The organism is Paenibacillus gyeongsangnamensis (assembly GCF_027533625.1).
Classification (GTDB): Bacteria; Bacillota; Bacilli; order Paenibacillales; family NBRC-103111; genus Paenibacillus_G; species Paenibacillus_G gyeongsangnamensis.
The window spans coordinates 164,156-188,456 of sequence record NZ_JAQAGZ010000018.1 but is presented as its reverse complement, the minus strand read 5'-3'; the positions used below and the strand labels follow the sequence as shown (position 1 = coordinate 188,456).

26 protein-coding genes and 1 pseudogene are annotated in these 24,301 nt (G+C 51.3%); 10 read left to right on the top strand and 17 right to left on the bottom strand.

The genetic code is table 11. From position 1 onward, the window contains the following. Positions 1 to 261: 261 nt before the first annotated feature. On the bottom strand, positions 262 to 825 hold the full coding sequence (locus O9H85_RS25300) for a hypothetical protein (protein ID WP_269884191.1): 564 nt from the start codon (positions 823 to 825) through the stop codon (positions 262 to 264). Positions 826 to 968: 143 nt separating this feature from the next. Here O9H85_RS25300 and O9H85_RS25295 point away from each other — a divergent pair, with 143 nt between their 5' ends. From O9H85_RS25295 to O9H85_RS25285, 3 genes are all read left to right on the top strand, one after another. Continuing rightward, positions 969 to 1,892: a Gfo/Idh/MocA family protein gene (locus O9H85_RS25295; RefSeq protein ID WP_269884190.1), complete on the top strand. Its 924-nt coding sequence runs from the start codon at positions 969 to 971 to the stop codon at positions 1,890 to 1,892. A gap of 33 nt (positions 1,893 to 1,925) precedes the next feature. After that, positions 1,926 to 4,091 carry a PAS domain S-box protein gene (locus tag O9H85_RS25290; protein WP_269884189.1) on the top strand — a complete coding sequence of 722 codons (2,166 nt, stop codon included), beginning with the start codon at positions 1,926 to 1,928 and terminating at the stop codon, positions 4,089 to 4,091. 71 nt (positions 4,092 to 4,162) lie between these two features. After that, positions 4,163 to 4,753, top strand: coding sequence for a sulfite oxidase-like oxidoreductase (locus O9H85_RS25285; protein WP_269884187.1), 591 nt, complete (start codon positions 4,163 to 4,165; stop codon positions 4,751 to 4,753). A 200-nt stretch (positions 4,754 to 4,953) separates the two neighbouring features. Here the strand turns inward: O9H85_RS25285 and O9H85_RS25280 are convergent, their stop codons facing one another. The 7 genes from O9H85_RS25280 to O9H85_RS25255 form a co-directional block, all read right to left on the bottom strand. Then, positions 4,954 to 5,190: a hypothetical protein gene (locus tag O9H85_RS25280; protein WP_269884186.1), complete on the bottom strand. Its 237-nt coding sequence runs from the start codon at positions 5,188 to 5,190 to the stop codon at positions 4,954 to 4,956. Positions 5,191 to 5,283: 93 nt separating this feature from the next. Further along, entirely contained in the window at positions 5,284 to 5,427 is a 144-nt protein-coding gene (locus tag O9H85_RS25275; RefSeq protein ID WP_269884185.1) for a putative holin-like toxin, read from the bottom strand. A 195-nt stretch (positions 5,428 to 5,622) separates the two neighbouring features. Next, positions 5,623 to 6,261 carry a recombinase zinc ribbon domain-containing protein gene (locus O9H85_RS25270; protein ID WP_269884184.1) on the bottom strand — a complete coding sequence of 213 codons (639 nt, stop codon included), beginning with the start codon at positions 6,259 to 6,261 and terminating at the stop codon, positions 5,623 to 5,625. Positions 6,262 to 6,277: 16 nt separating this feature from the next. Beyond that, positions 6,278 to 6,556 carry a recombinase family protein gene (locus O9H85_RS37920; protein WP_409348201.1) on the bottom strand — a complete coding sequence of 93 codons (279 nt, stop codon included), beginning with the start codon at positions 6,554 to 6,556 and terminating at the stop codon, positions 6,278 to 6,280. 407 nt (positions 6,557 to 6,963) lie between these two features. Beyond that, the gene (locus O9H85_RS25265; protein WP_269884183.1) at positions 6,964 to 7,470 is read right to left on the bottom strand and encodes a transposase; all 507 of its coding nucleotides are present in this window, start codon (positions 7,468 to 7,470) and stop codon (positions 6,964 to 6,966) included. 55 nt (positions 7,471 to 7,525) lie between these two features. After that, positions 7,526 to 8,095 (bottom strand): DUF4372 domain-containing protein, encoded by a 570-nt coding sequence (locus O9H85_RS25260; protein WP_269884182.1) that lies wholly within the window; start codon positions 8,093 to 8,095, stop codon positions 7,526 to 7,528. A gap of 336 nt (positions 8,096 to 8,431) precedes the next feature. Further along, the gene (locus O9H85_RS25255) at positions 8,432 to 9,739 is read right to left on the bottom strand and encodes an ABC transporter substrate-binding protein (protein ID WP_269884181.1); all 1,308 of its coding nucleotides are present in this window, start codon (positions 9,737 to 9,739) and stop codon (positions 8,432 to 8,434) included. A 433-nt stretch (positions 9,740 to 10,172) separates the two neighbouring features. On the opposite strand from O9H85_RS25255, the gene O9H85_RS25250 reads away from it, so the two are divergent. From O9H85_RS25250 to O9H85_RS25240, 4 genes and pseudogenes are all read left to right on the top strand, one after another. Beyond that, complete coding sequence (locus O9H85_RS25250; protein WP_269884180.1) at positions 10,173 to 11,291, top strand: UDP-N-acetylmuramoyl-tripeptide--D-alanyl-D-alanine ligase; 1,119 nt, start codon at positions 10,173 to 10,175, stop codon at positions 11,289 to 11,291. After that, on the top strand, positions 11,288 to 12,043 hold the full coding sequence (locus O9H85_RS25245) for a D-alanyl-D-alanine carboxypeptidase family protein (protein WP_269884179.1): 756 nt from the start codon (positions 11,288 to 11,290) through the stop codon (positions 12,041 to 12,043). Before O9H85_RS25250 ends, O9H85_RS25245 begins: the two co-directional genes overlap by 4 nt. A gap of 737 nt (positions 12,044 to 12,780) precedes the next feature. Continuing rightward, positions 12,781 to 12,861: pseudogene (locus O9H85_RS37915) on the top strand (hypothetical protein); the annotation flags it as partial. Positions 12,862 to 12,910: 49 nt separating this feature from the next. Then, positions 12,911 to 13,564 (top strand): mandelate racemase/muconate lactonizing enzyme family protein, encoded by a 654-nt coding sequence (locus O9H85_RS25240; protein ID WP_409348200.1) that lies wholly within the window; start codon positions 12,911 to 12,913, stop codon positions 13,562 to 13,564. A gap of 87 nt (positions 13,565 to 13,651) precedes the next feature. On the opposite strand, the gene O9H85_RS25235 is transcribed toward O9H85_RS25240, so the two are convergent. Next, positions 13,652 to 14,299, bottom strand: coding sequence for a DedA family protein (locus O9H85_RS25235; protein WP_269884177.1), 648 nt, complete (start codon positions 14,297 to 14,299; stop codon positions 13,652 to 13,654). A gap of 158 nt (positions 14,300 to 14,457) precedes the next feature. On the opposite strand from O9H85_RS25235, the gene O9H85_RS25230 reads away from it, so the two are divergent. Together O9H85_RS25230 and O9H85_RS25225 are read left to right on the top strand one after the other, a co-directional pair. After that, positions 14,458 to 14,856 (top strand): MFS transporter, encoded by a 399-nt coding sequence (locus tag O9H85_RS25230; RefSeq protein ID WP_269884176.1) that lies wholly within the window; start codon positions 14,458 to 14,460, stop codon positions 14,854 to 14,856. Further along, the gene (locus O9H85_RS25225) at positions 14,853 to 15,680 is read left to right on the top strand and encodes an MFS transporter (protein WP_269884175.1); all 828 of its coding nucleotides are present in this window, start codon (positions 14,853 to 14,855) and stop codon (positions 15,678 to 15,680) included. The genes O9H85_RS25230 and O9H85_RS25225 overlap by 4 nt, the downstream gene beginning before the upstream one ends. A gap of 46 nt (positions 15,681 to 15,726) precedes the next feature. Here O9H85_RS25225 and O9H85_RS25220 read toward each other — a convergent pair whose 3' ends face one another. The 6 genes from O9H85_RS25220 to O9H85_RS25195 all read right to left on the bottom strand — a co-directional run bounded on the left by O9H85_RS25220 (position 15,727) and on the right by O9H85_RS25195 (position 21,983). Then, the gene (locus O9H85_RS25220) at positions 15,727 to 15,951 is read right to left on the bottom strand and encodes a hypothetical protein (RefSeq protein ID WP_269884174.1); all 225 of its coding nucleotides are present in this window, start codon (positions 15,949 to 15,951) and stop codon (positions 15,727 to 15,729) included. Then, positions 15,948 to 17,165 carry a Ger(x)C family spore germination protein gene (locus O9H85_RS25215; RefSeq protein ID WP_269884173.1) on the bottom strand — a complete coding sequence of 406 codons (1,218 nt, stop codon included), beginning with the start codon at positions 17,163 to 17,165 and terminating at the stop codon, positions 15,948 to 15,950. Before O9H85_RS25215 ends, O9H85_RS25220 begins: the two co-directional genes overlap by 4 nt. 3 nt (positions 17,166 to 17,168) lie before the next feature. Beyond that, positions 17,169 to 18,275, bottom strand: a complete 1,107-nt coding sequence (locus O9H85_RS25210; protein ID WP_269884172.1) for a GerAB/ArcD/ProY family transporter — start codon at positions 18,273 to 18,275, stop codon at positions 17,169 to 17,171. Between the two features lie 25 nt (positions 18,276 to 18,300). After that, complete coding sequence (locus O9H85_RS25205; protein ID WP_269884171.1) at positions 18,301 to 19,401, bottom strand: GerAB/ArcD/ProY family transporter; 1,101 nt, start codon at positions 19,399 to 19,401, stop codon at positions 18,301 to 18,303. After that, entirely contained in the window at positions 19,398 to 20,972 is a 1,575-nt protein-coding gene (locus O9H85_RS25200) for a spore germination protein (RefSeq protein WP_269884170.1), read from the bottom strand. The genes O9H85_RS25205 and O9H85_RS25200 overlap by 4 nt, the downstream gene beginning before the upstream one ends. Positions 20,973 to 21,089: 117 nt before the next feature. Further along, positions 21,090 to 21,983, bottom strand: a complete 894-nt coding sequence (locus O9H85_RS25195) for a LysR family transcriptional regulator (protein WP_269884169.1) — start codon at positions 21,981 to 21,983, stop codon at positions 21,090 to 21,092. 291 nt (positions 21,984 to 22,274) lie between these two features. Here O9H85_RS25195 and O9H85_RS25190 point away from each other — a divergent pair, with 291 nt between their 5' ends. Then, positions 22,275 to 23,630 carry a uracil/xanthine transporter gene (locus O9H85_RS25190; protein ID WP_269884168.1) on the top strand — a complete coding sequence of 452 codons (1,356 nt, stop codon included), beginning with the start codon at positions 22,275 to 22,277 and terminating at the stop codon, positions 23,628 to 23,630. 163 nt (positions 23,631 to 23,793) lie between these two features. On the opposite strand, the gene O9H85_RS25185 is transcribed toward O9H85_RS25190, so the two are convergent. Together O9H85_RS25185 and O9H85_RS25180 are read right to left on the bottom strand one after the other, a co-directional pair. After that, positions 23,794 to 24,018, bottom strand: coding sequence for a hypothetical protein (locus tag O9H85_RS25185; RefSeq protein ID WP_269884167.1), 225 nt, complete (start codon positions 24,016 to 24,018; stop codon positions 23,794 to 23,796). A 12-nt stretch (positions 24,019 to 24,030) separates the two neighbouring features. Continuing rightward, positions 24,031 to 24,297, bottom strand: coding sequence for a DUF5132 domain-containing protein (locus O9H85_RS25180; protein ID WP_269884166.1), 267 nt, complete (start codon positions 24,295 to 24,297; stop codon positions 24,031 to 24,033). Positions 24,298 to 24,301: the final 4 nt, after the last annotated feature.

Genomic DNA, 24,301 nt, shown 5'->3' with positions numbered 1-24,301 from the left:
TGGAACGAATACATCGCTTGCCTCAAAGGATATCCGAGGGTAGACGAAAAAAGCAATAAGTACCGTTGTTAGATGGATGAGTAAATTACCATATAATTACCAAATGGACAGAGCTACCTTTCAGAGGTGATCGACCTTTTGGCGATGCGGCTTGAATCATTGTTCAGAATAATTCGACAACTTATCCAAACGATTTTAATGCAACGCTAGTGAAATCTTATCAACAAAAAAAACCGGCGGGAGTATCTCCCGCCGGCCCGGTCAAGCCTGCAAGCTCTTGCTCTTGCCGGGCGCCGAAGCGCCGGTATGATTAAGCATTTGTACGGCTGTTTCTTCCAGATCGCTCATTCGGATGACCAGCCGCGTCACTTCCTCTGTCGTGTAAGACAAGCTGCGGGTACGCTCCGAAATCTGGTTCAAGCGGATGCCGATCCAGTTCGGCTTGCGAGGGTGAAGCGACAGATCGAATGAAAGCACGGACAACGACGCGGAAGGCTCGGAAGATTTGCTTACCGGCCGGGCTTCCGACAGCTGGTTCAGATCGAAGTAAAGCATTGTTCTGTCCCACAGGATGGACCCGGGGGTAAATTCGATGACCAGCAGGGTTTCTTGCCCCTCGGTTTGTTTGATGAGGCGGATGCCGCTGTTTTTCTTAAGAACGATAAATTGATTTTGTCGAATGTCGGGCAGCAGCAGGACAATCAGAATCGGCAGTGCGCTTGCAATATACAGGTATTCGGTGGATTCAAAATGAACGGCGCAGGCAATCAGGATACCGAACGCAATAACGGACCCGGCTAGAAGCAGGGCTTTCCTTTTCGACATGATGGCGGTCCTCCAGATGACATACAATTTGGTACAAACATAGCCAGCAATTCTATTCTACCATAAGGGAAGCGGCCTTTGAAATAGATCAACTTCAGGGAGCCCCTGTAAAATTTTCTTGATTGATGTTAGGAGGGACGATTTTGAAGCCTAGAATCGGGATCATTGGACTTGGAGACATCGCCCAGAAGGTGTATCTCCCGCTGCTCTCAGCACATCCGGAGACGGTCATTGCAGGCATAGCGAGCCGGTCATCCGCTACCGTCGAACGCTTGGCCGCGCAATACCGGACGGACCGGTGCTACACATTGAAGGAGCTGCTCGACCGGAAGCCGGACGCGGTATTCGTTCATACGCCGACCGAGACGCATGAGGAAATCGTTATGGCTTGCCTCCGCAGCGGTACTGCCGTTTATGTGGATAAGCCGCTTTCGTACGACGACGAGGCTTCCCGGCGAATGGCCCAGACGGCTTTGGACCGGGGGGTGCTGCTCGGAGTCGGATTCAATCGGAGATTCGCCCCCATGTACGTTAAAACGAAGGCCTGGCTTGAAGAAGCCGGAGGATTTGATTTGGCGGTCGCTTCCAAGCACCGGACCCGGCTGCAGCCGCTACCGGCGAAGCAGACGCTGTATGATGATCTCATCCATATGCTCGATCTTCTCGTCTGGCTGGGCGGGGACGATTATGAGGTATCGGAATATCGCCAGCGGACGGATGAGGAAGGGAGACTGCTGATCGGCGCCGGGAGCTTAAGCTGGGACAGGGAACGGACCGGGCAGTTCAGTATGGTCCGCCGGGCGGGTAGCGATCTGGAGAAGCTGGAGCTGCACGGAAGTCTCCGTTCGGCGGAGGTCGTGAACCTGGAGCAGGCGGTATGGGCCGAGCCGGGACGGAATCCGGAGACGCTGGCCTTTGGGAGCTGGGACACGATTCTGGAGCGGCGGGGCTTTGCCGGGATCGTGAATCATTATTTGAGCACACTGCGGCGTCCGGAGGAATGTACGGTCCGAGCAGACCGCGTGCTCGCCTCGCATCGATTGGCCCAGCGTCTGGCCTCCGGATAAGCCTATACTTTTACAGCAAAGCGGGGACTCCTTATGCTCATTCGAGAGTATTATGAGAACAGCTTTCATTTTTCGCCTATCGGCATGGTGCTTGTTTCGGTGGAAGGCTTCTTCCTCGCGGCGAACCCTTCCGCTTGCCGTCTCATCGGCTACAGCGAGGAAGAAATCCTAAACGTTAATTACCGCGATATCACCCATCCCGACGACTGGGCGGCGGAGGATCTAATTTTAAAACGTTTGCTAAGCGGGGAATCGGATCAATATTGCTGGGAGAAAAGGTATATTCACCGTTTGGGTTATTTCGTTAAAGCGGAGCTGCTCGTGACGCTGATCCGTACGGCAGAGGGAAGCCCTTCTTATTACATCGGCTACCTTAAGGAGGCGCAGCATCTCGAAACGGCCGAGATTCAGGTAAAAGAGGCTGAGCTGCTCTATAACTTGATCTCAGAGCATACGAAGGACATCATCACCTATAATCTGGACGGACGGATCCAATATTTGTCCCCGTCGGTCAAAACCTTGCTTGGCTACAATCCGAAAGAGCTGCTCGGCGGTTACTGGTTCGAACTCGTTCATCCGGACGATCTGATCTGGCTTAAGCAAAGAGATTTCAGCCCGGAAGACATCTTTATATGCCGGATCAGGCACAAGGACGGCCATTATTTGTGGTTCGAAACGACCCTGCGGATGGTGGAGATCAGCTCGAACGAGGCGAATAAGATGTTCTGCATCAGCCGGGATGTGACGGAACGGTATGAAGCGGAGCAGGCGCTCCGCCGGAGCGAACGAAGCTTGGCTCAAGCCCAGCAGATTGCCAGCATCGGAAGCTGGCACTACGATATGACGACGAAGCGGCTTCATGGGTCGGAGGAGCTGTTCCATATTTTCGGGCTGGAACCGAATGGGCTGGAGGACGTTCTCCACGCGCTGCTGGAGCGGGTCCACCCGGATGACAGGGAACGGCTCGATCAAGAGCTGCGGCAGTCTCTTGGACTTAGGGAGCTGTCAGCCGAATGCAGGCTGCTGCTGCCGGGGGATATCGTCAAATCAATCCGGATTCAGGGCGTAGCGACATTTGATTCCGGGGAGCGCCTCTTGAGCTTGCATGGAACGGTGCAGGATATATCGGAGCAAAAACGGATGCTGCAAATGCTGGAGGAGAGCGTGGACCGGTATACGTCCTTGAAGCGGTACAATCTGGATGCCGTGATCTCCTTAAGCCTGCAGGGCGCAATCACTTCCGTCAACCCGGCGGCAGAGCGCATGACCGGCTACCTCGGCAGCGAGCTGATCGGTATACATATGACCGAGCTGCAATACGGCGACAATAGGATGTTCTCGGGAACCCTCCTTCATCAATTGCTGAACGAGGGGGTCATGAGCAGCACGGAGCTGCAGCTTCGTCACCGGGAGGGCTATCCGCTGGACATTCTGGCTACGCCGGTTCCGATCTATATCTTCGGCCGTATGGTCGGCTGTTACATTATCGCGAAGGATATAACCGATCAGAAGCGGAAGGACGAGCTGCTGCGCAAATCCGAGAAGCTGTCTATCGCAGGCCAATTGGCCGCCGGCATCGCACACGAGATTCGCAATCCGCTTACGGCGCTGAAGGGCTTCGTGCATCTGATGTCCCATTCCGAATCGTACGTCCAGCGGTTTCTCCCGATTATGAAGGAGGAGCTGGAGCGGATCGAGCTCATTATTAGCGAGCTTCTGATGCTGGCCAAGCCTCAAGCGACGCAGATGAAGCGGGTCGATCTGGGCCTGCTGTTGAAGGAGGTCCTGGTGCTCATCGACGCTCAGGCGATCTTGCAAAATATTGTGCTCGAGCCGAATATCCGGGAATCCTACTGCTATATTCAATGCGATCCGAATCAAATCAAGCAAATATTTATCAATTTTATTAAAAATGCGATCGAGGCCATGCCTCAGGGCGGCATGATCGGCGTGGAGATGGGCGTTCAGGACGAACGGGAGATCCGGGTGCGGATAACCGATCAGGGCTGCGGCATTTCGGAGGCCCAGCTGCGTCTCCTCGGGGAACCGTTCTACTCGACGAAGGAAGCGGGGACGGGGCTTGGAATGCTGGTAAGCTACAAGATCATCGAGCATCACGGCGGCCGCATCCGGATTGAGAGCAGCGTCGGACACGGTACGACGATCGAGGTATTTCTGCCATTGGCCGGCTTTTCTTGAGCCGATTGGAAGGAGGCTTGGGATTTAGGATACAATAAGGTTAACCAGGAAAAAGCAGAGGAGGAATTATAATGGATGACAGGACAAAGCAAGCATTGCAGGACCGGGTGCCTCCCGGACAAACGCTTACGGAGGGCTTCCCCGTGCTGCATTATGGCAGCGTGCTTTATTACAATGACATGAGCAAGTGGGACCTGCGCATCGCAGGTCTGGTGGAAGATGAGGTTACGTTCAGCTACAAGGATTTCATGGCGCTGCCGATGCGGGAGTTCAGGAACGATATCCACTGCGTCACCACCTGGTCGAAGCTGGACAATGTCTGGGAAGGCGTTGCCGTCAGCGAGATCATGAAGCATGTCAAGCTGAAGCCGGAAGCGCAGTACGTGATGTTGCACGCGGAGCACGGCTGGAACACGAACCTGCCGCTGGAGGATTTCCTGCGGGAGACGTCGTTCCTCGGCATCCGGCACAACGGGCAGCTGCTGACCCCGGAGCACGGGTACCCGGTCCGCGCGGTCGTGCCGCACCTGTACTTCTGGAAGAGCGCCAAGTGGCTGCGCGGCATCGAGTTCATGGCGAAGGATAAGCCGGGCTTCTGGGAGCGGAACGGCTATCATATGTATGGCGATCCCTGGCTTGAGCAGAGGTACGATTTCGATTGACGGCGTACGAGTTGTAACATCATCGGATGCTGAATGGCGCGTGGCGGTGTTCCTTTCGATTTCGCAGTATCAAAAGCAATCCTCTCTCAAACAAAAAATTCCACATCATGGTTCAGTCCAAAATAAAGCCTAACTCATCGCGACATCCGCTAGAGTTAGGCTTTCGTTTAATCCTTATTCATTTTTGTTTCAGAAAATCATTAATGGGGTAATTGTGCTAAAGAACTCACAGTTCCTCCTAATGGTTGTAATCTTTGAGCATCCCCGCTGACATAAAAACCAGGACTATTGGGTAAATCTTCATGCGTGATGGTTGTAGCAAAGTTACCCATAAAATCTGCATTACTGTTGACAGCAGCAAAGGCACTGTTACTACTTCCAATTACTGTTACAGTTAGTGTTGTGACTGCTAAAAAATACTTAACCATTCTCCTCATCGTTACATCTCCTCATAATAATAGAATTTGTTGTACATTTCTATTAATTAGATTAGTTTATTTTCTAATATGATTAATTAATTTGATATTAAGTTATGATGATTTTAATGTAAATAAAATAGGCTTAATCAGGATAGGTTTGGACGAGGGCGGTCTATTTTTTTGCAGGTAGGCAAGCAGCGCCAGAATAAGCATTCCGAACAGGAACATCAATTGCAGCGCTTGAAATATCTCCATGGCATCACCTCCCTTCCGGGAGATTAGCCGACCGCCCTCGCAAGCCTATTCTATTGCAACCTACTATATCGTTTCGGCACATGACGTGATTGGGAAAGCTTCTGCAGCTGGATTTCCCGTTCCGGCAGCCCGGATAGTTCGGCCGTGCCAACGGGGCTGACACAGAATCGGTGAAATGCTCAAACTTCGGTATCTTTAAGATCGCCAAAGTGATCCGTTTAAAGAGCAGAGATACGATTTTGATTGACGGGGAACAAGCTCTAAAATGACCGGCATACTGTATCGACCAGGTGCCGGTTTTCCTTTCGGCTTCTGGGCATCAACAGTAATCCTCTCAAAAAACTCCCGAATAAACGCCTTCTTCCCTGCCTCATCCGCGCTAAGCAATGCCTCTCTGGCGTCCGCTAGGACTTCCGCTATCATTTCCCTTGTCCAAACGTTCGAGCGCCCCTGTGGTAGCGCGGCAAACTCCTGCGATAATTCCTTCTCCTTCTCGGCGTCTTCTCTTGTACGCTCCCACAAATCGTCCAAGGATATGACGTCGTCAGCGTAAGCGGTTTGCCATTTCTTCTTGCGTTTCCGGATCTGCTCTATTTCTGCTTCGAGAGCTTCCCGTCTGCTTTTTATCTCGTCGGACCGGTCCGGAACGTCGATAAGCTTCCGCATTTGATCGGAATCGTAATCCAGCGCTGCAAGGAAAGCTTGCTCTAATCTTCCGGAATGAATGGCAGGCATGTTGCATGTACCGACATTCGATCGGCCAGTGCATCGGCAAAATCTCGCGCCGCGGCTAAACCCCACCATCGCCTTGCCGCATCTAACACATTTGAGCACGCCGGAAAAAGCATATTCACTTGTTGCACCAGCGGAGTTTCCCGCAATATACCGGATTCATCAGAGCATATCGGACGCTTGAATAAGTCCATTCCCGCCCCTTGCCTCGATTCAACTTTACTTCAAGTTCTCGAAAGCCACATGCGTCGTTCTCGTCACCGTAAGCGTACCAGTTGAATATGTTCCTCACAATTTCCGCCTGCTCTTCGTTAACAATCAACTGCCCGTTCACGAGGTCATATCCAAAGGGAGGCTTAGCTCTGTTCCTCAGCCCTTTATTGTGTCGCTCTATCATGACAAAATGAACGCGTTCTGATTTTTGCTCCCGCTCGAATTGTCCAAGGAGCACATTCAGCCCTACGTTGAAGCACTCGAACGCTATGATGGATGATCAAACTGCAGACCTATGTTATGCTTTACACGATCATTATTCAAAACGAAGCGTTGGGTTCCTCGAAAACCTTCTGGACTATCTGCAAAGCGATGAAGTGGTGATGGAAGATTCCCGCAAACAGTTTCACATCGAATTAACAGCAATGTATATTGAGCCACTAGCGTTGCATTAAAATCGTTTGGATAAGTTGTCGAATTATTCTGAACAACGATTCAAGGCGCATCGCCAAAAGGTCGATCACCTCTGAAAGGTAGCTCTGTCCATTTGGTAATTATATGGTAATTTACTCATCCATCCAACAACGGTACTTATTGCTTTTTCCGTCTGCCCTCGGATATCCTTTGAGGCAAGCGATGTATTCGTTCCATCCAGTCTTGAACGGAATCCCATAACAAGATTTTCAACCATCGGTAGAGCTGAAGCAGGCTGTGACGAGTTCTTGTTTCCAGTTTCACCAATACCAGTAAGCAAAAAGCAATCAGTGCTGTCCATATTTGGTTCATAACGGCTTGTTCGCTTGTTCCGTAAAACGACTTAATCCGGATGTGCTGCTTCATCCATTTGAAAAAGGTTTCAATCACCCACCGTTCCCGGTAGATCTGTCCAATTTCATCGGCATTCAGATCAAATCGATTGGTTAAAATGGCGACAGGGTTACCCTCGGAATCTACCGTGTGAATCAGACGCAGCACGTTTTCCATTCTCTTTTGCGGGGTACCGACATAGACCATTTCATCGGTAAGAACGGCGCTCTCTGGCGGCAAGCTAAAGGATTCTATCGGACGAATCATCGTATTCTTCTTCGTTCGGGTCACGAAGAAAATGCCGCGGTCACAGTAATCATCGAACTTCCCGTAGTCGATGTAGCCGCTAGGTGACTCCGAGTTCGTTGACTAAAGCATCCATCTGAGTTCGATCATTCTTTTTTGCCGAGGTGATCGTCACTTTCTCGGGAACGACCGTCTCATCATCGATGTATTCCAGCCGGAAATGCAGTTTAATACCTGCTTTTGTTTTTCGGAATTCTGCCCATTTGTACTTTTGCAAGCACAGTCCGATGGTTGTGGAGTCAATGATTTTAAAATCCTTCCGTAACATGGAGGGCGCTGTATGTTGGCGAATACGTAAAACCAACTGCATAAAAACATGCTCCAGCAAAGCGGAATCGACTTGGTTATGTTTCCGACTCAATTGAGCGGCAGAGATCGATTTCAACCCAAGTTCTTTCTGGAAGTCTTTCGAAAGCACATCATCGGCGATTTCACGCAGTCCGTCCCGCTGCTGAATCTGAGCATGAAGGAATAGCTTCAGATAGGACAGCGTAGTGAATTTCTTGACGTACTTATCTTGGTTCGTTTCCTTCACTTTTTCCGTGAACGATTTCGTACAAATGGGTGCTAACCATTTACCAAATGAAGAAAATAGAGTATCCTTGTCCATGGGCTTAATCCTTTTCAGTGGATTATGGACAGGAACTACCTGCCATTTCATTGTAAAGGATTTTTTTATGCCCTGATGATAAAAAGACAGAATATTATGAACATTCAGAGAAAATTAATGCAACGCTAGTGATATTGAGCTAAAAAAAGAAAAACCCACTTGCGCTGCTGGACACAGTCAAGAGGGCTAGAAGATATTCGCAAGAAAGTATAGCAAAAACATTATGATTTGAAAACGATTGAGGGGCAGGATATAGTTTCTGGTCCTATCGCTTTAGATGTGTGCTCGAAATTCTCTGGAATGGTGTTCAAAGTTCCGTTCCCTTTTACTAATTTACTATTGATAGTCTTTTGCCTTTTTCACAAGCTCGTCATAAGCCGCTTCTGGAGTTTCTTTACCGAATAATACTTTTTCACCGATATCTTTGTAATCCTTTGAAGTGAAATTGCTCCAACCTTTTGCTCCCGCATTGAAAGGCTGAGCGTCGGGACCAACATTCTTGATCAATTCACCTTGAAGCTTATCGGCGTCAGTAAACTTAGGCTGTGAATATTCAAGTATCTTCTTGGAAACCGGAATGCCTCTTGATGTTGTAAGGATATCTGCAGCTTCGTTATCGTTTACAAACCAATCGATAAACTTTTTTGATTCTTCGATGTTCTTGGAATCTGCACTTACTGACCAAAACATTGCAGGTTTTAGCCAACCGCCGGATTGTGCGGCTTTAGGTGTTTTAACTAATGTATAGGCACCCGGTTTCATGCTTTCATAACCTGGGAATATAGCAGCCAAAGTTCGTCTGATCAGTACATTATTGTTATTCATCAGATCCGCTTTCGCATCATATTCTACATCCGTTGTTGTTATTTCTGGAGGAGGAACGATCCCTTCTTTTCTTAGCTCCGCATACTTTTTAATGAATCCTAGCCAAGTTTCTTTATCAACATTAAACTTTCCATCTTCAGTAATCGGATAACCTTTACCTTGGCTGACTTGATAGGAAGTATAGGTATCATAATCTGACGTAGCATCCATCAGTGCATATTTATCTTTTCCGAGCTTTGCTTTGGCATCCTTTCCAAATTGAAAATACTCATCCCATGTCCAATCATTGCGCGGGGGAGTGATTCCCAGTTTATCTACAATATTCTTGTTATAAATCATTCCGTTCGCGTTATTACCAAGCGGAATTGCGTAGAGTTTATTTTTATATTTCCCTGAATCTACAAGAGATTTATCAATATCGTCCGTCCGAATACCTTTGGATAGATCCGCCAATTGATTTCTTGCCGCATATTCAGCAAGCCATTTAGCATCCATTTGAATGATATCAGGCGCATTTTTAGCAGCTGCTTGAGTTGCCAACTTATCAGCATATCCGTCAATTCCTGAAAATTGAGGCTCAAAAGTAACATTAGGATGTTTTTTGGTATATAAATCTAATGCTTTTAATGTAGCATCATGTCTGGCTTGCGAGCCCCACCATACAATACGCAGTTTTACGGGCTTATTGCCTGTATCTCCAGAAGATGGACCTGGATTACTTGCTCCGCTTGATTTATTATTTGAACCGCAGGCTGTCATACTTAGAGCTAGCATCGCAGTAAGCGAGAGCAACCCCCATTGTTTTGTCTGCTTATTCATTTTTGTAACCCCTTCCAATTGTGTTGACTATTACTTAATGAACTTAATTATAAGAAATTATGAAAAAAGTAAAATGGGAGTAATGAACACACATCTTTCAATATTGATCAAATCAAAACTATATTTTTCTTGACTCTCTTGGGCTGATTCCAAGCCCTTAGAAGTTCAATGAGGTCCGGATCATTCGCAGACCATGATATGTAGCATTGACGAAATTACCCCTAACAAACTCCCGCCTAAACGCCTTCCTCTAGTTCGTCCGCGTTCTGTAATGCCTCGCTGGCGTTCGCCAAAACGTCCGCATATTTTATTCATGGGCGTGTATCCCTGTTGGGACAAAATAACTATCCCTTAAAATAACAGTAAAAAGTGATCACCAAGGGATAAGTCTTTGAGGGTGCTTGAGAATAACGATTGGCGGTGGATGGAGAATATGGGGAAAAAATCAATTCCGAACAAACCGGTCATTGCGGTCACCGGCAGCTCCGGAAAAACGACAACAAAAGAAATGATTGCCGCGATATTGAAAAAACGTTGGAAAATCTTCAAATCCCCCAGAAATCGAAATGCCATGTCAGACACCAAAAGGTATGCCGCATTGCTCCGTCCCGGCCATCGAGCAGCTGTTTTAGAATATGGTATGCAGTATTACGGAAACATCAAACGCCACTGCCAATATATTCGTCCCAATATAGGGGTTATCACGAATATTGGAAGGGCCCATATCGGCAATTTTGGCGGCCGAATCCAGGGTATAGCCAAGGCGAAGTCGGAATTAATCCGTTACATGAAAACGTCAGGCACCTTATGGCTAAGCGCCGACGACCGCCATTCCAAACTGCTGCACACGAAGGGGTTCAAAGGCCGCATCGTGCGAATCGGAATCCGCAACAAAGCCGATTACCGTGCGGGTCAAGTCCATTATGCCAAGCGTGGAATGACATTCCGGGTGAAACTCGATGGGACAGAATACCGTTTCTATATCCCTATTCTAGGAATGCATAATATTTATAACGCTTTGTTTGCCATTGGCATTTCACATCGTTTGGGATTTACGCCGAAGCAGATTCAGGATGGCCTCAAAACCTATGAAAAGCAAAAAAGACGTTTGTACGTATACGACTTGGGAAGAGGCATAAGAATAATCGATGATTCTTTCAGCGCAAATCCGGATGCGGTAAAAGCTGCCCTTGATGTATTATCCGCTATTGGCAAAAAGAAAAAAATTGCAGTACTAGGTTCCATGCTGGAATTAGGAGCCTATTCAGTCAAAGGCCATAAAGAAATAGGAAGGCATGCAGCACGGAAAAACATCACCAAAGTATACGCCATTGGAAAAGGCGCCTCACAGATTATCGCCGGGGCCAAAGAAACAGGCTTTCCCACTCAAAACTTGCATAGCTTCGTCTCTAGGGCACAGCTTCACAAGGCATTAGTTCGAGTTATACAACCGGGAACGACGATTCTTGTAAAGGGGTCACATCAGATCAGAATGAACAAAACGGTAGCGTATCTGAAGCGAATGTATTTCAAAAACAGAGAGAATGCATGATGAAGTACGCTCAGTTTGCCAAATCGGCTATCGCGGCTAACGTGGATACGGGTAAAATTTTGTTTAAAAAGCATCCCTTCAAGAAGCTGCCCCCCGCCAGCATGACAAAGATCATGACATTACTCCTTGCTATGGAAAGGCTACGATACGGAAAAATGAAAGTAACCGATCGGGTTACCGTTTCCAGACATGCAGCATCAACAAGAGGCTCAAGTCTATTCTTAAGACCGGGGGAAGTTTTGCAGCTCTGGGATTTGCTCAAAGGAATTGTTCTTGTTTCGGGCAACGATGCGGCGGTCACGTTGGCGGAGCATATGGCAGGTACCGAAGCCAGCTTCGTTAAGCTTATGAACAACAAAGCGAAGGCACTAGGCCTAGCCAATACGCATTTCGTAAATTCGCACGGAATGGATCATAAAAATCATTTTTCCTGTGCGTATGACATGCTTATCATGTCTAAAACGCTTCTTAGACATAAGAAAATTCTAAAGTTAACCGCATTGAGATACGCAAGGATCCAAAGCAATCGTCGACGACGAATGATGTTGAAAAATACGAACACCTTGCTAGGAAGTTATAGGGGTGTTGACGGCTTAAAGACCGGAACCACACCAAAAGCCAAATACTGTCTTACCGCAACAGCGAAAAGACAAAATGCCCGAGTGATTGCCATCGTCATGGGCGAACCTACAGCACGGAAAAGAAATCGGGAATTAATCGAGCTGTTGGATTTTGCTCTGTCATCCCTGTAACACTCTAAGAGTGATTTCAAATTGACGAGAAACCCGGTTATGGAGAAAAATGCAAAAGGTAGTATTGTGGGGTATCCCCTGTAGGAGCGATAGCACCCGCCTTTGTTATCGGAAAATGACCGCTGCATAGCGAATAAATTGAACATTTTCCGATAACAACAGCGGCCGGAGGGGGATACCCCACCGGAGTACCAGGGCAAATTTCTCTATTTTATGGGTCTCTCTACAGCCTGGAATCACTCTAAGAGTGATTTTTTTGTCTAATGGGGGATTTTTGATGATCAATAGTCTGAATCCTTTGTGGATCATCGAATTCTATTTGTTAGTGTCCTGCTGAGTGCTTTTAGGGCGATTATACAGGAATAAGCTTTAGTGCCAGTCCATGAAACACTCGACTTTTCTTGCAATTTCAATCATCTAGAAGAACATTACATTACATAGAATGGAGTACATGTGAACGAGTGTGAAGACCATAGCCCATGTGAATGAGCATTTTTATAAAGAACTTCAGCAATTAAGCTATGAGGATGAGCTAAGACCCAGGCTGCTTATCTATGGGGTCAAAAGGATTTTGGAACAGAAACAAAAGAAGAACCTCCTGCAAAAAATGTTCCATACCAAAGTGCAGACGAAACCGGTAAGTTGGCGCTGACGGGCCCACCTGAAAAAAAAGCAAACCGATCCAAAGTTATCCCATCAGGCTTGTCTTTTCATTGGTGTATATTGGAATCATGGGCGCGCTTAGCGCCATAGATATTGCATTGTGGGACATTGCGGGCAAATATTACGGCGTTCCCGTCTATCAGCTTCTCGGGGGCACTCGATCTGCCCCGGGGGACAGTGACTCCGTTCGAATCGAATGCGCAGATGATCAACCGCGCCGTCGACCGGGTAAGACAGTATCGGAAAGCGGTGGGGGACGAGGTGGATTTGTGCATCGAGATTCACCGGCGGTTAAGTCCGGCGGACGCCATCGTGCTGGCTAACGCCATCGAACCGTTCCGGCCTTATTTCTTCGAGGATCCGACGAAGCCGGATAATTTGGACTCGATGGCCTATATTGCGGAGCATATCAACATCCCTATCGCCACAGGAGAAAGACTCCATACGCCTCAAGAGTTCGCCATGCTGCTTAGACGCAACGCCGTCCAGTTTGTGCGTCCGGACGTGTGTATTGTAGGGGGCCTGACGGGCGCCAAGAAAATTGCGGCATTAGCCGAAGCGTTCGACGTGCAGGTGGTGCCTCATAATCCGCTCAGTCCGGTGAGTACGGCAGCCTGCATTCAGCTGGCGGCGTGCATTCCGAATTTCGCGATTCAAGAATATCCGATCGGAGAGAATGAAGCGCCCAAGAACGAGATTGTCAAAAGCGTCGTCACGCTGGAGAACGGGTATTTGCTCATTCCGGATGCACCGGGTATCGGAATCGAATTGGCGGAAAGAGCGGAAGAGAAATATCCGTTCAAGCCGCGGGCTTTTAAAACCAGACTGCATGTCGACGGCTCCGTTATGGACCATTAAAGATGTGAAGCCGAAAGGATCTGCCGCAGGGCAGATCCTTTTTGCCGGTTATCCTGCGAGGGGTTAAGCGGGTTTGCCATCAATCTCTCACGCCTCCATCGACCCGCCTCCCTGCTGCTCCGTCTCCGACTCCTTCCGCTTCGCCTTGCTGCGCTTGATCTTGAACGCCACCAAGGCCGCAATCACCATCACGGCGATCAGAGTGGGAACGAAAACTCCGATCTGGTCCATGAATTCCTGCATCCTCCGCCAATGATTGCCCAAGATCTTGCCTGCCGTAATGAAGACGAAGCACCAAAGAGACGCCCCCGTATAGGCTACCAGCATATAATACCGGAATTTCATTCTCGAGATCCCGGCCAAATAAGCGGCGATATGCCGGAGTCCCGTAACGTAATAGCTTACGAAGATTAAGAAGAAGCCGTATTTTTGAAACAGCACCTGCGACTTCTCGATTTTGTCGGCGGTGATAAAGATATAGGGTCCGACCTTGCGGAGAAAAGGAAGCCCCAGCTTCATCCCGAGGAAATAACTGACCGAAACTCCGCAGATGGCGCCGAGACAGGCGCTGAGCAGCGACAGCTCGTAGGAGAGCATCCCTTGATGAACCATGTATCCTACGAAAGTCATCAGGATTTCGTCGGGAAACGGAAGTCCGATAATGCCCAGCGATAGTGCCGCAAAAATACCCAGATAACCGAATTCCCCGATGAGCTTCATAAAGGTTTGTTCCATGGGTTAGATCTACCCGCCTATGACGAAAGTAATTTCCTTTCTATTATATAATGCTTGTGCCGTTAAGAATATAGCGGGTATTGTAAAGGATTTAATGTTATTTACCATTAGTCAAAAAAGATATTCCACTCTTGGCGCAAATCGGTTAATCTTAGGACATGACTACGTTAATCCATGAATGGAAGCTGCAGCTGCTTCAATATAGCCGCAACATCCGGCTCTTTCTTCTCTTTAACTTCGTATGGAACCTCGGGATCGGGATGTTCGGTCTCGTTTACAATTTATATGTGAAGTCCATGGGATACGAGCAAACGATGGTAGGCCATCTGGTAGGGATGACGGCCATAGCCTCCGCCATCGTTCTGATTCCTGCGGGCATCTTGAATGACAAATTCGGACCGAAGCGGGTCATCCCGTTCGGGCTCTTTTGCGTGCTGGCCGCCTTAACGGCTCGGTCGCTGCTCGTAGGAGAGCATGCGCTGACGGCGACCGCTTTCCTGGGCGGCGGGTGCATCTGTTCAGCTTCAACCTCGCGCTTACGATGCTCGCAAGCGTGATCGGGAACGTCCTCGGCGGCTATCTCGGCGATACGCTGCAGTTCGGCTTCGGTCTCGGGGAAGTGCTGAGCCTGCAGATTACGCTCCTGATCGGGGTCGGCATCGCCGCGCTCGGGCTTATTCCCGTATTGATGTATTCGGATGACGGGGGAATGGCTCCAAAGAGCGTAACCCGAGAGCCTATGCCCCTGCGGGAGGCGGCAAAGCGCCATAAATCCTCCCTGCAGGTCATCGGCCTGTTCGCGCTGCTCGGGCTGCTCTCCTCGACGGCGGGAGGCATGGTCGTACCCTATCTGAACGTGTATTTTGCCGACCGGTTCGAGGTTTCCAAGACCGTCATCGGGGTTGTCGTTTCGCTCGGACAAGGAGCCACGGCTCTGGCCTATCTATTAGGTCCGGCCATCTCGCGGAGGATCGGAGAAGCCAAGGCCGTCGTGCTGCTTCAGCTCAGCTCCATCCCGTTCCTGCTGCTCACGGGATACACCACGAACTTCTATCTGGCGAGCGCCGGCTATTTGTTCCGGCAGGCGCTCATGAATGCGGCGAACCCGTTCTATAACACGGTCAAAATGAAATATGTCGACCGTTCCTTGCGCGGACTGGCCTCAAGCTCGGGAGAAGCGATGTTTAATTTGGGCTGGTTCATCGCCGCACCGATCTCCACCGGGCTTGTATCGCGCTGGGGTCCCTACTACGGCTACGCCTATACGTTTACCATCACGGCGGTGGTATATTCGATCATATCCCTGCTGTTCTATCTGTTCTTTGGCAAAGAACGCTTCCGCTCCGCGGAAGAACCGGAGTCACCCGAACGGAGCGTTTAACGGCGGCGGTTGCTCGGCCCGGTCCCTTGGCCCCCTCCCGTCAAGCTTACTCCAGCAGCTTGCCGAGCGGATGGTAGATGAACTGTATCAGCTGAGTAGGTCCCGGGAGGTCGGGGAAGAGCACAAGCAGCAGGGTCAGCAGCCAGCCCGTCACTGTGAGCGAAGCGAGCGCCCTTTTCTCTTTTTTCGAGTAGTCTTTCATATGGGGCCGCTCGTAGAGGAAGATGGCGATCACGAGCAGCGTGATGACGATAAAGGAACCCCATCTCACTTTTTCTTCACCTCTTCTTTCGGTTTGACGGTATTGACGCTGGCAAGACCGGTACGCAAAATTTTGCTTCGGGCTACGATCGTTACCTCGACCTTAGGGAAGATCTCGTCCCAGCGGTCCTTCGCTTTTTTCCACTCCTTCGGATACTTCCGGTGGAAGGCCTCCGCAAAGCCGAAGATATCCGCGTTCAATTGCGTCTGGGGCTGCACAAGAGCCGTCCGCACCCGTTTGGCAATCTCGGCCTCCAGTTGATTCTCCATACGCTCCGTTACTTCGGGATCCACTAAACTGATGTTGGTCGTATTCTGAACGACATCGTCTTCGGTTTCGAGCTTGACCGTCATGCTCCAGCGGTCGCCGTCGATCCGCGGAACCAATTGCGTCCAGCTTCTTAACAGGGTCAACGTAACATAACCCGGCCCCTCCTCCGGTTTAATCGTAACGGTAGCCGTCTTGACTTCATCCCTTAGCCACAGCAAGCCTCTGGTCGTACGATCGTTAATCGTTCCGATCATCCTGCCCTTCTTAATAACTGCCGAACCGTGAATATAGGCGACCGTTTGTTTAGGATTCGTTCCCGGCTCCGCCGGAAGGATACGGATCAAGGGAAGGGCGGCCGCCTGGGCGTCGCCGATCATCATCTCCGCTAAATCCTTCACCGACACCTTAAGTCCGGTCTGCCCTTTGGCCAGTTCCCGGAGCACTTCCGCCGTGCTCTTCTCCAAGGGCGGGACCAGCGCCAGCACATCCTTGACCGGACCTTTGGAAATAAATACATTCGCCCGCTCGCGGGGGGCCGGAGCCCGCATGATAAAGTCGATATGTTCGCGAATGTCCCCTTTTGCTACTTCGTCGCTGAAGATAAAGGTATCGTCATGGCCCCAAAAGATGCGGCGCGGAAGCTTCTCCTGCAGCTTCGACACGGCATCGGCAAACGTAGTGCCTTCCGCCGACCGGACCAAGGTTTTCCCGCCGCCTGTCTTGCTTGTGCTGCCCATCCCCGATTGGTCGCCTCCTGAGGGAGGGCCCGGAATGTACACCTGGACCGAGAGCTCGAGTAAATTCCCTTTGCCCTGATCAAGGCCTGCCGCCAAAATAATCGCGAGATCGTTGACTTCCAGCCGGTCCCAGCAGCCGGTACACTGCAAGAACAGGAGCCCGCAGATGACGGTCTTCAGAAATTTGCTTGCTCTGCGAAGCGGTGGAGTGCACACCCTTCAGACCCCCTTCGCTTTAGGCTTTTTGCCGCTCCGGATCATGGCGGTGATCAGCAGCACGGTCGGGATCAAATACTGCACGGTGGCGTAATAGAACGTGCCGGATGTACTGATGGCATAACTGAGCCCTTGAAGATTCGGAGCCAGCCATACGCTGAGAGGAAGGCAGATCAGCGCTACCGGCAGGACCAGCAGCCTATAATCCGAAAGGTTCAGCCATTCCGCTGTGCCGACGACGGCGGCGTATAAGAACATGGAGACTTTTACAAATACGCCGAGAATCCAAATGGCCATCACAAGGGATTCCACATGCTCGATGAAGTCGGCCAGCTGTACATATCGCGAGGCCAGTATGACCGGGAAATGGATCGATTCCATCAAATTTCCGTAAATGGATAGCGTGGCCAAATTGGTGATCACCATCGTGAGCGTCACGAAGAGTACGGTAAGGAGGCTCCACTTGAATCCCCGTTCCCCTTCCTTGAGTGCGGGAAACAGAAAGGAGACGAGGCAGAACTCCCCGAACCATCCTCCCATCGGCACGATCGCGCCGATCAGCGTAGGCTGGATTCCGTTCTCCAGACACGGCAGCCAATTTCTCGGCTTCATGTTCGGAATAAGCAGAACCAGGAGCATCAGGAACAGGATCAGCACCATCGGAGCGAACACGCTGGCGCATCTTCCGAGCACCTCCATGCCTCCGCGAACGGCGTAAGCCGCAACGAGCACGATACTGCCCATCACGACAAGAATCGGCGTTTTCGGGAAAAAGAGGCTGATCATGAACTCCCCGAACTCACGGATTATATAACCGTTCAGCTGCAGGAAAAAGAGGAGGAGAATAACCCCGACCGCCTTGCCCGGAATCCGGCCGATAATGTGCTGGGCGTACTGAATCATGGATTGCCCGGGATACAGCTGATGCAGCCGGTAGCATACCCAGACGATGAAGACTCCGCCGGAGGCCGCCCAGATCGGTGACAGCCACATGTCCCGGTGGGCAAACTTGGCGATCATGGAAGGCAGTAGAAGTATGGCGGTGACCACAATGGTCGGATACATGATCATGGCCAATTGAAAAGCGGATATTTTGGCTTTCTTTTCCAAACGCTGCTACCTCCTCTAACCTCTTCTAGCTCATCGGACTCGGGCGCATCGGATGTCGGGCCATAGCGACTGCGAGAAGCAGCACCGGCATCGCAAACTTGACGGAGAGAAAGTAGAATACGCCTATGCTCTCGAAGAAATATCCCATCGACTGCACATTGGGCGAAACCCAGACGCTTAGCGGGATCAGGGTCAAGCCGACCGGAAATATGACGGAACGGTAATCGGGCAGCTTGAACAGCTGGGATACGATAAGTACGGACGCGTAGTAGTAAATGCATACTTTGATAAATATAACCATCACCCAGATGGCCATCAAAATGGCTTCCGCATGTTCAACAAAATCAGCCAGACTGATGAACCGCGCTGCCACCATTACCGGATAATTAATGCCGGCCGTGGCCTGGCCGAACAGCATCATAATAGATACGTTGGTAACGATCATGGTCAAGGTAATCATGGTTACCGACACCAAGCTCCACTTCAGTCCTTTATCCCGTTCGGATATGGAGGGCAGCAGAAAAGAGACGTAAACAAAGTCGCAGAACCAGTTCATTGGGGTAAAGGAGCCGCGGATCGAACGATGAACCCCTTCCTCCAGGACAGGAAGCAGATTTCTGAACTCATACTCCGGCGTCAGAAGAACCGCGATAAGCAGCAGGAAGAAGGCGAATAACGGCACGAAGATCTGGGCGCATCTTGCGATTACTTCCACTCTGCCGCGCAGCGCAAAGGAGCAGACGATGATGAGACAGAGCATGGTTACGACGGTAGGGGTGCGCGTCAGGAAGTGGCCGACGACGAATTCCCCGTACTCCCTCAGCACGAAGGAGGTATCATGCAGCTGCTCGAACAGGAATAAGATGCCGAAGAGCTTACCTAAGGCGGAGCCGAGTACAAGCTCGCCGACCTCGATGATCGTTTTTCTCGGGTAACGCCGATGAAGCTGGAAGATGGCCAAGACCAGCGTATAACCGATGAGCGAAGCCCATACCGGAGAGAGCCACAAGTCTCTGTCCGCATGTTTGGCTGTGATCGACGGCACGCTCAAAATGCCTGTAGCGAGAAGTGTCGGATACATGAGCATGCCGATTTGAAAGCCGGTGATTCGTTCTTTATCGATCATGTCGGTTCATTCCCTTGCCGAGGTCCCGGCTTAAGTCCGGCGGCCTGCCTTTGAAGGTTTGTGCTATTTCCTGTCAAGTGGGGCCGGGTGTTTCTCATCCATATAGGCACCCTAACCAGCATATTAAGCAAGTTTCGGCTCATCGGAGCCAGCGGCGTCAAATAAGGCACCCCAAAGGAGCGAAGCGTACTGAGGTGTACGAACATAGTGATGATCCCCAGCATGAGACCGAGCAGACCCATCATGCCGGCCAGGAACATCAGCGGAAATCGGAGAAGTCTTACCGAGATTCCTAGGCTGTAGCGGGGGATCGTAAACGAGGCGATCCCCGTCATTGCGACCACCATGACCATGGGAGCGGACACAAGCCCTGCAGCAATGGCTGCCTGACCAATGACCAAGGCCCCTACGATGCTGACGGCTGCTCCCACTTGCTTGGGCAGCCGCAGGCCCGCTTCGCGGAGCGCCTCGAAGGTCACTTCCATGAGAAGCGCCTCTACAAGAGCCGGGAACGGAATTTCCTCGCGGGATTTGGCGATGCTGAGAAGCAGCTTCGTAGGGACCATTTCCTGATGAAACGTAAGGATCGCTACGTACGCGGACGGGATCGTGAGCGCAATGATTATGAACAAATACCGCAGCCAGCGGATGAGCGAACCCGCCCAGAACCCTGCGTAATAATCCTCCGGCGATTGCAGGAGCGAGAATATCGAAATCGGCGCGATTAAAGCGAACGGAGAACCGTCGACAAGAAGAACGGCACGGCCTTCGAGCAAATTGGCACTGACCACATCGGGGCGTTCCGTCGACATTAGTTGAGGGAACACGGAGTACGGATTATCTACGATCAGCTCTTCCACATATGAGCTCTCCAGCACCCCGTCAATGTCAATGCGCTTGATGCGCTGCTCCATTTCATCAATCAGAGAGGGCTGCACGATCCCTTCGATATACGCAATGATCGTCTTGGTTTGGGTATACCGTCCAATGGTGACGGACTTCATCTTGAGAGCCGGGCTCTTGATGATCTTGCGCAGCAGAGAAGTATTCACGTTCAGTGCTTCCGTGAATCCTTCCCGGGGACCGCGGACGACCGACTCGGCCGAAGGCTCTTCAATGGCCCGCTTTTCCAATTTGGTTGCGCCGATCACAATGGCCTGGCTGATTCGATCGGCTAACAGCACGGGATGGCCTGACATAATCTCATTCGTCATCCCTTGAAAGGTTAGGACCGTTCTGGTATTCGACACGGGAATGTTGTTCATCAGGTCTTCGATACTCGGTTCCGCCGTATCTTGTCTCATCAGGAGCGGAGCAAGGACGTGCTGATCAATCAGCTCGATATCGCATATGCCCTCGATATAGACCAGCAGCGCATTCAAAGAGCCGCCGATCAGAAACGAATGGAAGCGGACATCCGAGCAATCTTTAAACAGGGTTTGAAGCTGCTGCAGATTGTCGTTTAAATGGAGGGAGAGCGCCTGCAGGGGAGCCGTGTCCTCCTGTTCGCCCGCAGCGGGCCGCTGCCGGGATTGAATCAGGGCTCCGAACTTTTTCCGGAATAAGTTCATGGAGGAAGCCTCTTTCTATTTCTTCGTTCAAATCCTTCATATTTTCCCCGGACTGGATGATATTATCCAAACTGGAATCTTGGTGCAGAGAGGTTGAGGGGACATTTCACGGGAGGGTCAGCCCTTGTCCGGCTCCAAGCTTTTCACGAGTTCGATGAATCGCTGGGCGGCTCCCGACAAGTAATGATGGCTCAGCCAGATTAATCCCGTAGAGCCGTTTGACGGTCCGTCATCGATTTCATAAAAGGCGACGGGATACGTACGATTTCTTGAGGCAAGGCTGTACGGGATGATGGCGGCCCCGAAGCCGGAGGAGATCAGCTCGAATAAGATGCTAGCGTCCGAGCACTCGCAGATGATCTGCGGGGTCAGCTGGCGCTTGGTGAACGCCTCCAAAATCAGATGGTATACGCCAAGTCCTTCGGTGCTCGGCAGAATGAGGGGATAAGAGCAAATGTCCTCATAGCTTACTGTTCCATCAGACAGCTTCGCCCCCCAGGCGCCGGGAACGGCAAATATGAACGGCTCCGTGTACAGCGGAAGCATGGCGAAATCGTTCAGCCGGATCGGCAACCGGACGATGGCCAGCTCGAGCTGCCGGTCCCTGACCAGAGAGCAGAGCTGCTCGGATTCGTTCTGCTGGATTTTGTAGGTCACATGCGGATAAGTCTGCCGGTAGGCCTGCAGCAGGCCGGGCAATCTCGCATCGGAGAGGGTGTTCACGCCGATCGTCAGCTTCCCGCGGATTCCGCTGCCGGTTTCCTTGACCTCGGTCTGCGCTTCCTCCATCAGCTTGCTAATGTCCAGCGCGTATTTATAAAGGCGCCTGCCGGCCTCCGTCAGCTCCAGATGCTTGCCCGTGCGTTCGAATAATTTCAGGTCCAGCTCCTCTTCCATCAGCTTCAGCTGCTGGCTTAGCGGAGGCTGGGCCATATGAAGACGCTTTGCCGCCGCTGTAATTTTCTTCTCTTCCGCGATCGCGATGAAATATTTCAATTGACGGATGTCCACGGTTTTTCACTCCAGCTATATGATTTTCATATGGAAATCAAACGAAATGAATATTTTTAGTATACTCCGACCTATGATAACATAAGTTCATGTCAATTTTCTGCCTGGAGATAGGCACGGCACAAGCCGGTAAGATTGACCATGAATTTCAAGAGAGAGTGTGATCACCATGAATAACCTGAAATTATCCATAGACCGGGCCGCGGCACAAGAAACCGCGGCTCCGGTTCGTCGCTTGCCGGAAGAGGGGACTGGGACAGAACAAATCTTGACCGAGGGCGGAAAGCGGCCATGAGGAACAGGATTGCGAACCATTCCGAAGGAACCGGGCCGCTCAACCGATCGGCTTCGATGATCGGACTGGCCGGCTTGCAGTGGTTTTTCTTTATGTTCACGAATACGGTTGTCGTTCCGTTGTCGCTTGGGGCCGCGCTGCATCTGCCGCCGGAGGAAATCGCCGCTTCGCTGCAGCGGTCTTTTCTGCTGACCGGTCTCGTCTGCATCTTGCAGGCCTGGATCGGCCATCGCTATGCCGTCATGGACGGTCCGGCGGGGGTCTGGTGGGGGCTGGGGCTCGGATTGTGCTCTTCCGCCCAGTCCGTCGGTATGAGCCTGACCGCTGTCGGAGGGGGTCTGGCCACCGGGTTTCTGCTGTCCGGCTTTCTCATGATCGTGCTGGGCGCACTCGGTTTTGGACAACTGCTCAAGAGGCTGTTCAGCCCCATCGTCATGGGGGTCTCGCTGCTGCTTCTGACGGTCCAGCTTACGATGAACTTCTTCAAGGGCATGATCGGCCTTCAGGCGAACGGACAGATGGACCCGAAGGTTGCGGGCTTGTCCGTTGCCGTTGCGCTGCTCGTCGGCTTGATTCAGCTGAAGGGACCGAAGCGGTTTGCGAACTATGCGATTCTGATCGGCATCATCGTCGGCTGGATCGCGAACGATTTGTGGCTTGGCGCGAATCAGTCCCGCCAAGCCGCCGCCGGCCCGCTCTTCAGCTTGTTTCCGTGGGGCGCGCCGAATCTGGAGTACGGCATCATCGTGGCGTCGGTCATCGTCGGCTTGATCAACATGACCAATACGGTTACGGCCTTGTCCACGGTTGAGAAAATTTATGGAACGCAAACCAGCGACGCCCGGTATAAGCGCTCCTACGCGCTGACCGGCCTGTTCTCGATGCTGTCCGCACTGTTCGGTCTGCTGCCGTTCGGTCTGTTCACCTCGTCGGTCGGACTGCTGGAAAGCACGAAGATTCTGGAGCGCTCCGCCTTGATCGCCGGCGCCGCGATGTTCGCCCTTCTCGGGCTGGCGCCCTCGCTCAGCGGCTTCTTCTCCATGATGCCTAGCAGCATCGGCAATGCCGTCCTCTTCGTCGCCTATTTGCAAATGTTCGGTACGGCGCTTCGCACGATTCGCTCGGTCGAGTACAACTCCAAGACGATCTTCCGGGTTGCGCTGCCGGTGCTGCTCGGGATCAGCATCATGAATACGCCGCCTCAAGCGTTCGCCGCGTTCCCGATGTTCGTGAGCCCGCTCCTCAGCAACGGCCTCGTTATGGGAGTATTGCTTTCGCTGGTGATGGAAAATAGCGTCGATTGGACCAAATTGGATACAGCCGCCCCCGATGGAAAGAAGCTGAATGCGTAATAAGCGAGCACAGGATACCGAAGTGGCATACAAAAAAGAGGGATCCCCGGACACGGAAGGGGCCCTCTTTTCTATTGTACCATCTTGACGGGCGCGCTGCCTGGCAAAGCATGACGGCGCAGCCGTCGTTGATCCTGATCGGGTGCAGTCTGATCGCATCGGCTCACCGCAGCTTGGCAAACGAAATCCAGCTGAGCAGATTGACGCGCGATTTCCTCCCCTTTTCCTTCACCAGGCCGTAGAACGTTCCCAGAAAATGCTGCCATTTCGCTCCGATTTCATGGCGGGCTCCGTCATTCTCCAGAACGGTATGCACACTTTGGTTGATCGCGCTCTCCAGGTGCTTAAGCGCCTCTTCCAGATGCTTGTCTATGGTTTGGGTTGACAACCGGCTTCGCTCCTAACAATCAGATTCCATTGCTGCCATTTCAATTTCCTTGTCGAGCCGCTTGCGCATTCGCTCGAACTGGGCTTCTGCCACGACGTCCTCGACCTCGTTGCGCGCGATTTCGATACCGGCCTTAACGCGCTCCGTGAGCCCGCTCAAGGTCTGAAGGCCGGTTTCGGCCAGAGGAATAAGCGTTCTCCGGGCGACCGGCAGCAGGGTCGAAGCGGCGAGCGCAAGTACGGCGCCGACCAGAAGCCTCTCGGCATTCTTCTCTAGCATGGCA